This is a genomic window from Nitrospirota bacterium (genome assembly GCA_030645475.1).
Taxonomy (GTDB): domain Bacteria; phylum Nitrospirota; class Nitrospiria; order Nitrospirales; family Nitrospiraceae; genus Palsa-1315.
Genome location: JAUSMA010000040.1, coordinates 27001 through 42662, shown reverse-complemented (window position 1 = coordinate 42662; position 15662 = coordinate 27001). Strand labels below are relative to the sequence as shown.

At 55.7% G+C, this 15662-nt stretch carries 15 protein-coding genes; 8 read left to right on the top strand and 7 right to left on the bottom strand.

From position 1 onward, the window contains the following. Nucleotides 1-1860: 1860 nt before the first annotated feature. The 3 genes from Q7U76_08700 (at nt 1861) to Q7U76_08690 (ending at nt 4861) form a co-directional block, all read left to right on the top strand. Nucleotides 1861-2418 (top strand): hypothetical protein, encoded by a 558-nt coding sequence (locus Q7U76_08700; protein MDO8356452.1) that lies wholly within the window; start codon nt 1861-1863, stop codon nt 2416-2418. Nucleotides 2419-2640: 222 nt separating this feature from the next. Further along, nucleotides 2641-3063: a hypothetical protein gene (locus Q7U76_08695; GenBank protein MDO8356451.1), complete on the top strand. Its 423-nt coding sequence runs from the start codon at nt 2641-2643 to the stop codon at nt 3061-3063. A gap of 796 nt (nt 3064-3859) precedes the next feature. Next, nucleotides 3860-4861: a phytanoyl-CoA dioxygenase family protein gene (locus Q7U76_08690; GenBank protein MDO8356450.1), complete on the top strand. Its 1002-nt coding sequence runs from the start codon at nt 3860-3862 to the stop codon at nt 4859-4861. Nucleotides 4862-5052: 191 nt separating this feature from the next. On the opposite strand, the gene Q7U76_08685 is transcribed toward Q7U76_08690, so the two are convergent. The 6 genes from Q7U76_08685 to Q7U76_08660 all read right to left on the bottom strand — a co-directional run bounded on the left by Q7U76_08685 (nt 5053) and on the right by Q7U76_08660 (nt 9001). Beyond that, nucleotides 5053-5301 (bottom strand): hypothetical protein, encoded by a 249-nt coding sequence (locus tag Q7U76_08685; GenBank protein MDO8356449.1) that lies wholly within the window; start codon nt 5299-5301, stop codon nt 5053-5055. A 269-nt stretch (nt 5302-5570) separates the two neighbouring features. Beyond that, on the bottom strand, nt 5571-6452 hold the full coding sequence (locus Q7U76_08680; protein ID MDO8356448.1) for a LysR family transcriptional regulator: 882 nt from the start codon (nt 6450-6452) through the stop codon (nt 5571-5573). 51 nt (nt 6453-6503) lie between these two features. Next, nucleotides 6504-7013, bottom strand: a complete 510-nt coding sequence (locus Q7U76_08675) for a DUF2938 domain-containing protein (protein ID MDO8356447.1) — start codon at nt 7011-7013, stop codon at nt 6504-6506. Between the two features lie 68 nt (nt 7014-7081). Continuing rightward, nucleotides 7082-7312, bottom strand: a complete 231-nt coding sequence (locus Q7U76_08670; protein MDO8356446.1) for a DUF2798 domain-containing protein — start codon at nt 7310-7312, stop codon at nt 7082-7084. Nucleotides 7313-7796: 484 nt separating this feature from the next. Continuing rightward, nucleotides 7797-8147, bottom strand: a complete 351-nt coding sequence (locus tag Q7U76_08665) for a carboxymuconolactone decarboxylase family protein (protein ID MDO8356445.1) — start codon at nt 8145-8147, stop codon at nt 7797-7799. Between the two features lie 32 nt (nt 8148-8179). Continuing rightward, nucleotides 8180-9001, bottom strand: a complete 822-nt coding sequence (locus Q7U76_08660) for a class I SAM-dependent methyltransferase (GenBank protein ID MDO8356444.1) — start codon at nt 8999-9001, stop codon at nt 8180-8182. Between the two features lie 202 nt (nt 9002-9203). Between Q7U76_08660 and Q7U76_08655 the strand changes: the two genes are divergently transcribed. The 3 genes from Q7U76_08655 to Q7U76_08645 all read left to right on the top strand — a co-directional run bounded on the left by Q7U76_08655 (nt 9204) and on the right by Q7U76_08645 (nt 11838). Further along, nucleotides 9204-10190 carry an AraC family transcriptional regulator gene (locus Q7U76_08655; GenBank protein ID MDO8356443.1) on the top strand — a complete coding sequence of 329 codons (987 nt, stop codon included), beginning with the start codon at nt 9204-9206 and terminating at the stop codon, nt 10188-10190. A gap of 176 nt (nt 10191-10366) precedes the next feature. Further along, complete coding sequence (locus tag Q7U76_08650) at nt 10367-10954, top strand: methyltransferase domain-containing protein (GenBank protein MDO8356442.1); 588 nt, start codon at nt 10367-10369, stop codon at nt 10952-10954. Nucleotides 10955-11262: 308 nt separating this feature from the next. Continuing rightward, entirely contained in the window at nt 11263-11838 is a 576-nt protein-coding gene (locus tag Q7U76_08645) for a DUF3365 domain-containing protein (protein MDO8356441.1), read from the top strand. A 288-nt stretch (nt 11839-12126) separates the two neighbouring features. Here the strand turns inward: Q7U76_08645 and Q7U76_08640 are convergent, their stop codons facing one another. After that, complete coding sequence (locus Q7U76_08640; protein ID MDO8356440.1) at nt 12127-12888, bottom strand: DUF3365 domain-containing protein; 762 nt, start codon at nt 12886-12888, stop codon at nt 12127-12129. A gap of 342 nt (nt 12889-13230) precedes the next feature. Here Q7U76_08640 and Q7U76_08635 point away from each other — a divergent pair, with 342 nt between their 5' ends. Both Q7U76_08635 and Q7U76_08630 read left to right on the top strand, forming a co-directional pair. Then, nucleotides 13231-14226 (top strand): hypothetical protein, encoded by a 996-nt coding sequence (locus Q7U76_08635; protein MDO8356439.1) that lies wholly within the window; start codon nt 13231-13233, stop codon nt 14224-14226. Nucleotides 14227-14948: 722 nt separating this feature from the next. After that, on the top strand, nt 14949-15407 hold the full coding sequence (locus Q7U76_08630; protein MDO8356438.1) for a rhodanese-like domain-containing protein: 459 nt from the start codon (nt 14949-14951) through the stop codon (nt 15405-15407). Nucleotides 15408-15662: the final 255 nt, after the last annotated feature.

The window sequence follows — 15662 nt, the reverse complement described above, 5'->3', positions numbered from 1 at the left end:
CACCCGGCGACGGTGGCGAGGGTCGAACGCCTGCTCAACCGTAGACCTAGAAAATCACTCGGATTTAAAACGCCCAACGAGGTCTTTCAGGCTCTGGTCAGACGCGGCTGAATGTTATGCACTGGGGAGTTGAATCTGCGGGGGACAAGAAAAGAGGACAAACAAGAAAAGGGGACAGGCTACTTTTCTAGCGGCTTCCTCGGCCTCCCCCGCTGCCGCGTCGTCGATTCCAACTCCACCGCCGCCGCAATCTTTGCTTGTCAGCCTTCCTACCGAATGGCTGCTGCCGCTTCGCACAGGCCCGAACGGTGGCCAGGCCATGATCAAACAGCGGGCTGACCGACCCAATTGAGTCTGGCTTCTCAATCCCCTCCTCGCCTTACACGGACGCTCGCCATTGTCATTCACCTCGAATGAAACCATAGACCCACCTGGTCAGAAAAAGTAAACTCTTCTTGCCAGAAGAAGATTCTCAAGAGACGGAGGCTTCATTTGCCAACAATATTGGACTGCTCAAATATTGATTCCACGACTTCCTCTCTAGAGTCAATCCTGGGTTTGAGCGGACAAGATATTCGAGAGATTGTTAGATCATTCAACTGCGACGCCTACTCAAGATCGCACCCAAATGATCACCGACATCTAAAAGAAATACTCCCAGACCTTCTACGTGATCAGGGGGCAACCGTACACAATCCAGATGAGGTTTACTGGTTTCATGGTACTCGCGTTCTAACCCCTGGCACTATCCGCGCTCTTGGCCTTCTGTCGCTCCACCAACGTATCGAACAGATTTGGAAAGATCTTTTCCTGCTAGCTCAGACTTGGGTCAGCATAGAAGAGTGGCAGAAGTTTCGCACACAGGTCGAGACAACTGACACACTTGAAAGCAGTGCTCGTCATCGACAGAGGATTGGCAACCCTGCTGATAGCGGCCCTCACGCGGTTCTTGTCCGCGATGCTATTGCAGACCATGAACGCTTTTGGGGAGTGGACTACCTTTCGGCACCGGAAACAATAGACGATCTGTGCGAGTCATTCCAAATACACTACCACCAAGACCTACTCAGTAAGTTCCAAAGAGAAAGCATTCCCTGCATTGTAAAGCTCTATGACAAGTGTCGCAGAGACGACCTTATAGGAGTGGCCCTCTCCTATCTATGGTGCACGTTTAACGAAGAACCTTGCGCCACATGTAACGCATGTCTTGAAGGCAACAGGAATTCAATTCCAACCAATGCAATTGTGGAGATACAGGAATTAACGCACAGAAGGTAGGCCATTTCCGACCGAGAACCGGGGTCAGGTCTTGCAATCCAACATTTACCGCGCGTGGCTGTCCGACTCCTTCCTTACGTGCCCCCACTTGCTTACTTCATTCGCCTCACATCGACACAATAGACCCGCCAGACCCAGTAACGTAAAATACTCCCGGAATTAAAATATTTCAGGAACCATTCAAGGCCATGCCAGACATCGGACAAGAAAAGGGGACAGGCTACTTTTCTACCGTCGTCCTTTAGGCACCATACCCTCCGGTCTATTTCCCCGCGCCACTTTATTTCATATAGGCTCTTCCACCTCGCCATAGACCAGCTCAGTCTGAACACGTAGAATGTCCCCGTTCTTTCCTCAAAACGGGAAAAGCTCACCATGCGAAGATGTATTTTTTGTGACGGTACCGCCTTAACTAAAGAGGACGTATGGCCACAATGGCTTATTAGACTCCTCAAAAGAAGTACAGATGAAATCGTTCCCATGCAGGCCAGGAGGAACAAAGACCCGTTGAGGAAGTGGTCTAAAATGGGTAATCGTGCGCTGGAGTTCAATGGGGTTTGCCAAACCTGCAACAATGGATGGATGAGCAAGCGCGAAAGCGAAACCGCGCCCATTCTGATTCCGATGATCACCAATCACCCAGCTACACTTGATTCCGTGCAGCAGCTACAAATCGCGCGATGGACAATGAAATGCGCGATGCTTTTTGAGTCAATGGATGGAGGGGGACGGTTCTATACTGACGAAGATCGGTCGAACTTTCGCGCAACATTAGCACCGCCAGGAGACTTTCTGGAGGTTTGGCTCGCTCATTATTCCGGCTCGGTCTTTAGAGCAGCCACTGATCACAAAGGTGTTGAAACTGTCGCGGCTAGCGGAACGCCCTATAGAGGTCACATAATGACCATGATATTCGGCAGCCTCGCCATTCAAGTACTTAACTTCAAATGCGTCACGGCGGATGATCCGACGCCCGGGATTAGAATAAAAGGTGACCGTGATTGGAGTAACTACATCGTGAGGGTGGACCCTGCCATTAAGGAGGTTCACTGGCCGCCGAAACTCAGTCTGGACGACGCTCACTATTCACTCCAGGAATTTTCTAAACGTTTTATTTCATCAAGAGCACTCGCTTCCTAAGAAACGACGAGTAACGTAGAATGGGTCAGGTCTTGCAATCCGACACCCCCAGCAGACGCCACGCCCTCCGGCACTGTTTCCCCGCGCGCGTCCTAACCTCCCCTCCTCTCTCCTCCTTCCCCCCAAATCGATGGATGCACCGAGCTGATTTCGCTATACTCTCACCGAATTATTCCAGCCAAATTGTTTTGAGCGAAGCGAGCAAGGCAAGATGAACCTCTGGTGATTTCGCTTGAGGTAATTACCTTCACCGACACAATGAAATTACCGGCACATTTCAGGAAGTTCGGACCATTGGCTCTGAGCCTATTTCTTCTTGGCGGCTGTGGAACGCTCAGCAACCGGTATGGCGCAGACCGAGTTGAGTCCTTCGACCTGACTGATGGGAAAAGCATGATTATCCTGTCCACCGGCGCAGCGGATCGGTACATTTCTTTCGCAACATTTCTGCGCCTCCTTCCTGAAGGCTCATCAGGTCTCTTTGAAACCGCGCTCTTAAGCGTTGACGCCTACACCATGAAAAGCGATTTTGACGATCATCACGGAAATTTGTATGTAGTCATGGTTGATCCTGGCAATTATTATTTATCACCTCACCGTGGTTTTCCAATCCTAGCTTTCGAGCCGCCAAAACTTTCACTCTGAATCTGTCGATCGCACCGGGAGAAATCGTGTACTTGGGAGGAAAGTACGGGGACATTCTGAGTTTCCCAATGCGTAGCCGTCACGGGAATTTTTCGCATCACCACTGAGGATTAAACTGGCAAACGGGCAACGTTCGTTTCCAGCTCTTGCACTCACCCCCCTCCTTTAGAGGCTCCATCAAATGGCATTTTCGAATTTCTTCCAACGCCTCGACAAACCAATACGTGCTCGATGCTTTCATTCCTGTGTTTCCCCTCACTTTGACGAAATAGGTCTGCCCCGCAACAAGATTTGGTACATGCTCGCTGTTTTCGTAGTGGCTCAGTGAAATGGTCACCTGCCCGGAAAGCGAAACAAATGAATACTACCCACCGTAGTCCAGCCGTGTGATGCGTGCGCCATTTACAGAAAACCCTTGGTAGGCATTAGATGAGTTAGTGCCATACGGGAAATAGACATACACGACGGATCGTTGCGGATCGACATTTTCCGCCGGCCTAAAGAGAGGGCCTGTGGCTTGACTGGGAACGCAGCCGAGCGAGCATGCCGTTGCTGCAGGATCCAGACTCCGGATTATGAGCAATAGTGAACAGACGATGAGGGAGGTGATTGATACTATAAACATGGCTGTTTGCAGCACCTCATGAGGTTAGGTTCATCACATTCTGGAGGGGAGGTCACACGTGAGCACAGTACTACTCGTTATTCTCATTCTGCAGCGCTCTCCTAAAACGCTTGCATGATGTGCCTGCGGTGCTACAGTTAGAATCCTGGACATATTTTACTGGGGAATCATATGTCGATTCGTACGGACCCTCTCGACTTGAACATCATCATTTCTGATCGAGAGCGTCGCAGCGGGACGCTCTCGATCGAGAACACCCAGCTGGGGATCATGCTGCTACATGCCCGGGGCTATGTCGTGCTCAAAGGCGCGGTACCTGAATCCCTGGTGACGGAGCTTCATGCACGCTTCAAGACCATGTACAAAGACAATGTGCAGCGACTTCATGCGGAGGGGCACCGCACTCGATACATCGGCGAAGGTGAAAATGGACACAGCGTGTTTTGGGAAAAGAATTCCCGCTTTCGGATTTTCCCAAAGCTCAGAGGCCCGTTTGCGAGCCCTCTCGTGGTCAGAAATTCGTTTGCGGAGTCTATTCTCGCGGAAACGTTGGGCGGAGACTATTATTGCAAATTTGTCTCGAGCGACACCTGTGCGAAAGGGGCGATTACGCAGGCGCCTCATCGCGATATCGACTTTTACGATGAGGACACTGTGCGCGGTTGTTATGTCAATATTGCACTCATGCATTGCGGACTTCATAACGGCCCGACCGAAGTATGGCCGGGCGGCAGTCACCTGTGGCGCAGCGAAAAGTTTTTCAAGTTCAACCTTCGCCCATTCGGTGAGGATACCACCAACCAGGCCTTGGAGGCGTTCGCAAGCCATCTTCCTTCCAAAAAGCTCACGCTCCAACCGGGCGATCTCCTGATCCGCGATCCTGGCATGTGGCACCGCGGGACTCCCAACCCGACCGATGAGCCACGCACAATGATGACCATTGGCTACTTTCGCAAGGATTACTACTTTGAATACGGCGATCCGTTTTTTAGTATCGATGAGGAGATCTACAAGGAGCTGGACTCCTCGGTGCAGGAGCTATTCGCGCCTTTTTTTAATAAGGGCGATTGGCGCTATTGGAAGCTGCGCCAGAATCGGGCCATGCGCCGCCTGACGGGGAATCGATATCTTGGAGCGCCCCTTCGCATCGGAATGCGCTGGTTGGCTGGGTGAAGGCCGAAACCTCTGAAGGGAAAAGAACGGGGTTGGGATGAGCTGCCCAAGCTTTTGTGAACACCAGGTTACGGCACTGCTCCGTCGCTCGAGCTCCAGCGGCATGAGACGGCCTAGACTCTGATGCAGCATCTGGCGACTGTGGAACTCTTCAATGAACGAAACGGTTTCCCGGTACGTGGCGGGATCGTTCACTCGATAGGCGTTAGCGTCGCGGGCGTCCGGCTGGGCTTTTTCCGCGTCTCAACGTCCTGATCAATCAGCTTCAAGACATTCAGTTGAGACTCTAACTCTTCAATACGCTTATCCCGCTCACGGAGTTGTCTGTGGAGAGACTGGCCGACGCTGGACTCACCGGCAGACGCATCGTTTCTGTGCACCGCCGCCACCGGGGCGGGGGGCACTGTGCCGCACGCGCTCAGGGCGATCGACAACAGCACGGCACCTCCCAGGCTGCCCCAGATTGTTCTGAATGCGCGATTCATCGTCTTAGGTTTCCCATTAGTCGCGACATCCCGCAAGGACATTCCTCTTCCTGACCGCACCCGTGAGGAAGACAACAGGGGGGCATTCTGAATGTCCCGGCGCGTGGCGGTCTAGCACCTTCCTCGCTGCCCCACCCTTCACCGCTCCCCCATCGCCTCAGGAAGCACGACGATAGGAGCCTGCCCCATGTTTTTTCTCCGATTCGAACCGAGATTCCCTCGGGTCACGAGCCAAGGATTTCTCGCACTGCAGCCGACACGGCCCCTATAAGAGGGTCATGCGCGCGCCCGCACAGGTTGGCAAAGAGCACCCGGACCTCTTGTTGCACACCGCCGAGTAACACAACCTCTCCTTTCGCCTCCGCCTCCCGGGCTGTCTCGGCATGCAACAGTCCTACGCCGACGCCCCCGGCGATCAGCGTTCGCGTCACATTCTCCTGATCGACGCTGACGAGCTTCTGCGGACGGAATCCGTTCCGCTCGAACAGACTCTCCGCCGCGCGCCCGCAGCATGTGTTCGACGCCGGGCAGATCCATGGCATGCGCGCCAGTTTCTGCCAGTCTGGGCGAACCACATCATCGATCCACCCCCGCGGGACGGCCAGGAAGACGCCGAACCGATCCACCTCGATGGTCTCCAGTTCTGCATCGGGATTGCCGTCATCGGTGTAGAAGCCCGCATCCAGCGTGCCACTGCGGATGGCGCGCACGATCTCGGCGGAGCGACCATACTCCAACGCCACTTCCATTTCGGGACATGTTTCGGAAAGCCTGGTCAACAGCTTTCCCAACACCTGCGCACTGGTACTGCGGTTCGACCCCAGACGGATCTTGCCGCTCACCCGGCCCTTGATACGCCGTGCCTCATCGATGAAGTCTCGCTGCATCACGATCATCTGCTCCGCCTTAGCCAGCAACTTCGCTCCGTTGCCTGACAGGCTCATGCCACGGGGCGTACGCTCGAACAATATCAGCCCGAGCTCATCCTCCATGGCTTTGATATGCGCGCTCACAGCTGGCTGACTGAGAAATAGGAGCTCCGAGGCACGCGTGATACTGCCTTCCCGTGCGACGGTCACAAACGTTCTCAGCTGGTAGATTTCCATCGCCCTGGCCTCCCCCTTGAAGACATCACTGTCGCTCTGGCACAGCCGCCCCTAGGCATACATGTGCATGACGTAACTCACTGGAAAGGCCGATAGATACAGCCCGACCCCAAAGACTGTGTGGGTGATCAAGCTTTTCAGTCTCGCGTGAGTTGGATTCGGCGTTTTGGCTGCCGCCATACCAAATCCCAAGGCCGGCTGCACAATGAAATACGGGATGGGCACGGTACCTATACCAACCAACAAGGCTGGTAATAGAGACGGACCTTCAAGCCAACTGCCGGATGTGAGAAGGACAAGCATAACAGCAAAGGTAATGCCGATCAGGTAGTGTGCGGTCCAGCCTATCGCGCATTCTACCGGCCTTTTCTGGGCAGCGGCAATGCTCGCGTGTTTGAAGGTGCCGGTCAGCATGTGGCTCAGCCAACGCCCAACCAAACAAAAATTGAGCGAGGAGATATTAAACGCACGTTGCAAAAAAAGGCTCCAGAGATCCATGATCAAGACCGCACCTATTCCGACTGCCACGGCACCACCAATGTAACTATTTTCGATACCCATCACACCACCTCCTTCTACGTGCTTACCTATGGCTATGGAGCGGCAACAACAGACACGTGTTCTGTACGTCATCTGTTGTCTTCGACCACAATAGACACCAACTTGCGAACCATCGGCGTAATCAGCGTCAGCGTCGGGAAGGCGATGACAAACGCGAGCGTCCAGGCTTTTAACCAGATGACGACGATTCCGTCGATCAGTCCCACGTTAAAAATCGAAATAATAGAAGACATAATGCTCGACATGAGCAGCGCCATAAAAAATGAAAAGACATACGCCGTATGTTTTTTGGGAATCATGGTAAAACCCTCCTTTGACAACTCGTGGCTCGCAGAGGAACCGTCCGGCGAATTCCGGACGCCCATCGATCTGACCCCGCCGCCATGGCGAGATCGTTATAGGCAACATACGGCCATTCCAGCGACTGGTCCAATTGAATATCCGGAGGACCGTCCTCAGCATTGCTGAGGACAATAAAACAAGGGGGAGGGAACCGGAGATATTCAGAATTTCCAGGCCTGTGGCGGTCCGGCACCTTCCTCGCCTATCCCACACATCGCGATAGATCAATCTAGTGCGAACACGGACACAGGAAAATGGAACAGGCTACGCTAGCGGCTTCCTCGGCCTCCCCCGCTTCCGCCTCGTCGATTCCAATCCCAGCGTCGCCGAATGCTCGCTTGCCAACTCTTTCCCCCGAGAAAGAAAAGGGGACAGCAACTGCCCCATTTTCTTTGCCTCGGCTTCACCGACCCGCTCCTCATGCTGGCCTGAGGGTGCCGTTCAGACTCCCTTCATGGCATGTGTACCGTGGGTGACCGCGGCTCCCGCACGCAAGGCCGCAGCGACAAGAACGGTCTCCGCCATCTCCCGCTCCGAACCGCCTAACTCTCGCGCCTTGCTCGAATGGAGTTCGATGCAATAAGGACATTGCGTCGTCAATGCGACCGCGAGTGCCATCAACTCCTTATACTTTCTTGAAATCGCTCCTTCAGCTAGAGCTGCCCTGTCGAATGCCACAAACGCAGCCATCGTTTCGGGCGCATGCACCCCCAGCATCCTAATCTTGTCGAGATTCTTCATATCGTACAGACCCGTTTCCCGTTGTAACTCCGTTGCTGTCGCATTTGTCATCGTCATTCTCCTTTGTGTGGACTCTTCAGGTTTTACGCACGCACGCCAATGACTTCCAGATATTCCCCCAGGACGGTCGTGCAATCCCTGCCTGCTCGGTTGTGAGAGGACCAGAGCGCTTCGAGTTCCTGGCGGAGCTGTTCTTGCCCCGCTCCGTCAAGAGATGCGAACGCCCGATTGGTTGGTCCGTAGTAGAGACGGAAGAGTTCCACCACTTCCGAGGGAGGAAAAGGGTAACTGAATATGTACTGACGCCGCACAAGACGGAGTTCGGACAGGCCCTTGCCGAGCCGTTCGCGAACCGTGGCTTCATCTCCCCACAGGACCGGCGAGGGCATGCCGGACGGCGCAATGAATTTCGAGACGGTCTTGAACATCTGACCGACAAACCCCTGCGGCGTCCAATTCCCCATGGCAATGGTTCCCCCGGGCACACAGACTCGCAGTAATTCCTTCGCCACCAAGTCCGGCCGCGAGGCAAACATCGCTCCGATCAAACTCGCCACCACGTCGAAGCTCGCCTCCTCGAAAGGCAACGCCTCTGCATCCGCTTCCTCGAAGCGGGCTCGCAAACCCTCTGCTTGCGCGCGCGCCCGTGCCCGTTCCACCCAATTGCTCGCAATATCCACACCGGTCACCTCCAGGCCATCCTTTGCGGCGATCAGCGCGAACTGCCCGGAGCCGCAGCCCACATCCAGCAACCGGCATCCGGGCGCGACCTGCAGGCGCTCGTAGAACTCTCGCGCACCGCTTTCCATGTACCGCGAGAATCGGTCGTAGTCGCCGGCCATCCAGATGGTCTTCAGTCGAGTCTTCAGATTCTCCACGTCGGGTGATACCGCGCTGATAGCCATGAGGTTCCTCCTTTGTGAGTGCTCTGATTTCTGATCGGTTCAGCACGCCGCTGAACCACATGGCGCACTGTAGTACGTGGCGGCGGAAATACTTTTATCCGGGAGTCTGGTTCTCTTAGCCGGAGCGTGCTAGTCTGCGCGTCTCTTGATCAGGCGTCCGGCTTCTTTTGCCGGCACGCTGTCGCTCCAGTGGGTGACCCGCATGGATGTCTTGTCGGAAGTGCTCAAGGCCGTCAAGCTCGACGGTGCCGTCTTCTACAACGGCGAGTTCTCCGCACCCTGGTGTGCGCACGAACCCGACTCACCGACGATGGCGTCGTACCTTTCTGTCGGCGCCAAACACGTGATTATTTTTCACCTCATCACCAAGGGTCGTGCCTACGCCCGGATAGATGGAGTCGAACGGCCGGTTTCGCTCACGGCCGGGGACATCGTGATCTTTCCCCGCGGCGATGCGCACATCATGGGCAACGGGTCGCCCGTTGCGCCGATGGATAACGCCGGCGAATTACAACGTGTGCTGTCGGAGGGAGTAACGGTCTCGCGCTGTGGGGGCGGCGGCGCGCTCACGAAAATCATCTGCGGCTATATGACCTGCGACCTGCACCTCAGCCACGTCTTCCTGAGCGGACTGCCGCCCATTCTGAAGGTCAACATCCGCAACGACGAGTCAGGCCAATGGCTGGAACAGTCAATGCGTCATTCGATCGATCGAACGGATGCCGGCAAACCCGGGGTTGAGGCTGTCCGTGCCAAGTTATCGGAAGTGTTGTTTATCGAAACGCTGCGGCGCTACATCGACCGGCTCCCGCCGAAGCAGACCGGATGGCTGGCCGGTGTCCGCGACCCTGACGTCGGAAAGGCCCTGGCGCTGCTGCATCGCCGGCCCGCCCACCCCTGGACGATCGCCGCTCTCGCGAACGAGGTCGGCACGTCGCGCTCCGTCCTGGCCGAACGATTCCGGCGGTATCTCTCGGAAACCCCCATCGCCTACCTGACCCGCTGGCGGCTCCAACTCGGCGCGCAGAAGCTTACCTCCACGAGCAATAGCGTGGCAGAAATCGCGGCCGAGGTTGGCTATGAGTCGGAGCCCGCCTTTAACCGCGCCTTCAAACGGGAGTTCGATCTACCGCCGGCCCGATTCCGCAGCCAATCGAAGAATCGAAAATCTGACAGGCTATTTTTCTAGCGGCTTCCTCGGCCTCCCACGCCTCCGCATCGTCGATTCCAATCCTAGCGTCGCGGCAATCTTCGCTTGCCACTCCTCTCCTCCTTCTCCACTGCGGTGCGTGAGCACCGCGCTCTCTGAAGAGAAGCTTACCCTCCGTGATTGACATCGCGCTGACGACAGGATAAATGAGGAACATGGACTGGGATGAGAAGTATCAAAAAGGCGAGGCGTTCTGGGATAAAGGCGCTCCAGCACCGGCGATGAAACAGTATCTGGAGCGTCATGCCGTGCGTGGGCGAACGCTGGTGCCTGGCTGCGGACGCGGACATGAGGTGGCGCTGGCGGTGGAGTACGGACTGGATGCGACGGGGCTGGACATCGCGCCGACGGGGGTGGCGGAGGCCCGCGCGAAGTATCCCCATCTATCGGAACGCTTCGTGACGGGAGATTTCTTTGACCCGCCGAACGCAATGTGCGATGCCTATGATGTCGTGCTGGAACATACCTGCATGAGCGGGCTGCCCCCGACGTTGCGTGCTGACTACCGGCGTGGCATCGACCTCACGCTACGGCGCGGAGGCTTGCTGATCGGGGTCTGGTTCATCGATCCGGCGCTCGGTCCGGGTGAGAACGGGCCGCCCTTCCCGTTCAACGTGGCGGATCTAACGGCGCTCTTTGCAGAGGGTTACGACATCGTCGAGGATTATGTGCCGGATGTGGCTTTTCCCGGTCGCGAGGGCCGGGAGCGGGTTCGCGTGCTGCGCCGCGTGACAGGGAGCTGAGGCCTCTAGGCTCTCTGGTTCATCTCGTCTATCTGGTCTTTCGAACGAGACCAGCCAGCCCCGCCGATTCCAGCTGGCTCTTGCTATCAGCCATCACCCATCCTCCCTGCGGCGAAGGTACAGACCCGCTAAGCGAAAACATATAGACCTCCCCGTCTCACCGCCCTCTCTTCGTCCGATTGCTTTGCTGCACGATTCCACACCCGAAGAGCGCTGCAGGAGATGGAATTCGGGTATTTGCCTACTCCTCGGCAGAGGACTATGCTATTACCTGAGGCTGGGTCCAACTTAAAAAATGAGGTACCGCTATGAGTAAGTTGCTCTGTACCGCAACCCTGATCCTCGTCGCAAGCTCACTCGTTCCTCGTATCTCGAACGCGTCAGACCTGCCCGGCATCCCGCCAGAGACCGTGGCTGACTACATCCACGCGATTATTGAAGCCGACCGAACCTTCTACACGATTCATGTCGTCGAGCGGCTGCAGAAGAGCGGGGGCACCACCGCAGCTGAGAACTGGCGCACGAGGAAGAATGTGCTGCCGCTACCCGCGCAGTTTCTCATGGAGTCCAGCGATCTGGCGATGAAGACCGGATTGAAGGTCCGCTACCGTCTGATCAGCCTCTGGCCTATTAATCCCAACAACGGGCCGTACAACGAAACTGAAAAGGATGGACTGGAAGCCGTACGCCAGCATCCCGAACGATCAGCGACGAACACCGTGACGGATGGCGATCAGACCTATTTTCAAGCTATCTATGCCGATCGCGCCGTCAGCCAGGCCTGCATCGGCTGCCACAACGCGCATCCCAAGAGCCCGAAGAAAACCTTCAAGATGAACGAGGTCATGGGCGGATTGGTGATCGAGATTCCACTGGTCCGATAGCGGACCAGACGCCGAGTCAGCAACTGTCTTAAAAATCACGTCAGCTGCCTACGGATCTGAAAGGTGTCAGAAACCATTTCCCGGCGCGTTGCGGGGAGCTGATTCGGCTGGTCTCTCCGGTTCATCTCGTCTGTCCGGTCTATCTCATCGGTGTGGTTCGATGAATGAGCGAAACCAGCCAGCCCCGCCGCTCCCCGCTTGCGCTGGCCATCCGCTATCAGCCATCCGCCATTCTCGCTTCTCTGCCCCTCCTTCACACAACGAGGGACCAGACCGACTCCGCCGGCGTCACGGCATGGGGAGCTTCACACTGATGGCACCGCCTAAGTCCCCTTCTTGCGCGCCCTCCCGCGGATAGCCAGTCACATCTCGCTCGCCTTTTGGCGTGCCATGGCATATCAAACAATCTTTTCCATAGAACAGCGGCAACAGCACCCGCACCGCCTTTCCATCCTCCGCCATGGCACTCACGACCTGCTCACCCTCCCGCGGGAAGGATGGCTCATTCATCTTTTTCATCTCGGCGGATTCAAACGCGTCGGGCTTATTCTTTGGATTGCGGACCAGGCTGTCAGGCGCCGTCTGTTTCATGTACACACCGGACCACGATTGGAATCGTGTCCCCGTTTCCGTGCCGAACGTGGCAGGGATGAGCCCCTTGTATTTGATCCCCGGCATATTGATCACCGTCTGGTAACTCGCCACCGTCTTCTTGCTCTCCTCCAAGAGCCTCGCCAGCAGGGGCTTCGCCATCTCCGGCACCGTGGCGGCGGATAGATTCGCCAGATCATGCCCCGTCCGGTCCTTAAATGCCGCGAGAGTCTGCTGCGCAAACACCTCGGACGTGAACCCCTTGTTTCCCTTGGTCGGATCATTGAGCAAGAGCTGATTATGTCCAATCACCACCCGTCCGACGTCGAGCAATAGCGCAAGCAGCCGTCCCGTTTCTCGAACCGTCGATTCATTCTCCGCAACAGCCGGCGTTATCGCCGCGCATAACATCGCCATGCAGGCCACAGATACAACCCGAACCACCCAACGCGTACACATGAATCCTTCTCCTCTTTGTCTGTTATGCCCCCACAGGCAGGCATCTCTTCCCTGTCCCTTGCGCCAGAAGACTAGAGCCCCAGACCAGGACCTGTCAAACAAGCACCCAGATCAGACCTTGCAATCACACGTATCGCGGCGCGCGGCGCGCGGCGCACCTACCAGGTTCGTCGCTCGTCTCTGGCAATTCGTCCCTACTGTAGGTCTGATCAAATGCGAGAGACGTATCATAAGAGAGGGTCTTTCTTTCTCGCCATTTACCACGCACTTATCTTCATAACGACTGATTCCCTCGGTTGCATAACCCCTATGTGATAGGGTCACGTACCACGGGATGACTCTATGACCACTTCTTTCCGCTGGATGCGCATTCTCTTCCTCTTGTCGATCACCGCACTGCCTATCAATGGGTTAGTAGATTCCCACGCCGAGGTTCCAGCTATTCGAAATCTTGATTTAAATCACGTTCGGCTCGTGATGGAGGCTGCACCGGAATTCAAAGCGAGGCTCTATGATCGAACCATGGATCTCTTTGCGAAAGCCGGCCTTCCCCTGCCTCACCCGGATCAGCCGCACTCACCACCCACTGCCATGCTAAAACTCACGCTGAACCCCACACCGCTGGGAGATACGTGTCCGGGCAACGTCCTCTACGAGCCTTCCTTGGCCCTCATCGAACCGGTCATCGTCCCAAGAAACTCGGAAGTCATACATGACATCACCTGGTCGATTGGCGCAGCCGTTCAAGCAAGGGCACCGGTTAGCATCGAAGAGCTTGAGTCGGACTTGGATGGGTTTGTCCACCGTTTCATCACGAACTACAAACTCGGGAACCCTGAATGGCAATCAGAGGATACGCGTCACGGCCGGATGACCTCGGCGAGTCCTCTTGCTGATCAAAAGCCGGTAAACCCTGTCGCGTCAGCGATACCCGTCGCAAGCATAGGCGTCAGCTTAAGAGGTCTAGATATCAATACATTGCACGTTTCTGTGTTGGCAGGCCGGGCAAGTACAACACTTGCGGCCCGAGCGCTTCAGCAACTGACTGACGCGGGGCTCCCCGTCTCTCTCAACCCACACACCAACGACGCCACGACACTGTCGCTTGAATTGATCCAACGACCCGTCGAAGGCCAATGCCCTGGCAAAGTTTTGTATGAATCGGGGCTCTTCCTCGTCGAAAAAGTCCGAATCGAACGAAACCCGCAGATACTCATATGGAGCGACACCTGGATCCGGGAGACGCTGCAGGTCGTATCATCGTTATCCTTACGGCAGCTGGAGTTGGACCAGGAAGCCCTACTGAAGCAATTCATCCATTTATTTCAAACAAGATGACACGATTCACGAAACCGTTTCGCACGACTGCTTCAGCCACCGGTCAAACCAGCCCTGGTCCTGCTCGTTCGAATCGATCTTGCCAAGAATCTCCATCCAATACCCAAGGAGCTGAGGGCAACGAATCTGCCACCAATCCTGGGCGCTCTCGAGTCCAACGACAAGCGAAAGAATCTCTTCATACTCCGCCCCAGGCTCCGGCGCGGGACTTCGGTAAATAGTTACACGGTGCTGTAGGACCCGAGCCGCAGGCTCGAGATGATCAACCGAGCGTCTTATTTCTGAGCGCTGTTGGTAGGTCTACGGATGGCTACAGCCAACTCCCCACCCTATGCTTCCTAAGAGTGCAAACATGCCGACGATGGAACGTCCTGATGGTGTATGCCGAACAACCTGTTCTCTGACAGTCATCTTCACGCCTCCAGACCTGATCATATTTGAAGTCGCCGGGAGAAGGGGAAATGTATCGGCTGCCTTTCTAACGGCTTCCATAGAGAAAAGGAAGGATCATAACTTGACCTTGCACAAGGATCGGCTGGCGCGATCAGCCGAACGACCATTTCCAGGCATGTGACCGGCGGACTGCTTCTCGCTAACTCCCCCTCACGACACTCCGCTGTGCCTTGAGCCCTTCACAAGAACGGCGTAGACTCCTTTGCTGTCATGATCATGATGGCGCAGGTGCGCGCCTTGCCCTCATGTCCCACAAAGAGGAAATACACATGAACCAGTTGTTCACGTCATTCATGGCCCTCGTGATCGTTGCAATGCTGACAGTCCCTCCCATGGCTCTCTCCCAGAGCTTTCCGCCGGTGGTGACACAAAAGATTCAGGCTGCACAGAAGCAGGTCAAGACAATCGGTATGGAGGAGTATCGGAAGATCGTTGAGCGTCCTGGCGATGCCCTGATCGTTGATGTGCGTGAGCCCCATGAGTATGCCGCGGGCCATATACCGGGCGCGATCAACGTTCCCCGTGGTGTCCTCGAATTCCAAATCTGGAAACATGTAGGCTTTCCGACTAACACGGAAATGGGCAAGACCCTGTACCTGCAATGTCAAAGCGGCAACCGTGCCTCGCTCGCGGCACAATCTCTTGCGGAGCTGGGCTTCACACAGACTACCGCCGTGGTCATGAACCTCGAAGAATGGCAAAAGGCAGGCAATCCTTTCGCGAAGTAAACACAACGGAACGGAGGAAACGAGGGATCTTGCGATCGAACATTTCTCGGCGCGTGGCGGAAAGCTGAGGCCTCTCGTCTGTCCGGTTCATCTCACCTCTCTGGCTTTTCTGGTTTATGTGGCTCGACGAACAAACGAGACTGCCAGCCCCACGCACCACGTAGTTCGCCGCCACGCCCCTTCTTACCCAATAGATCGGACCAGCTTAAACACGTACAATCTCTGTGCCCCCATTCATCTATATTACGGTCGACG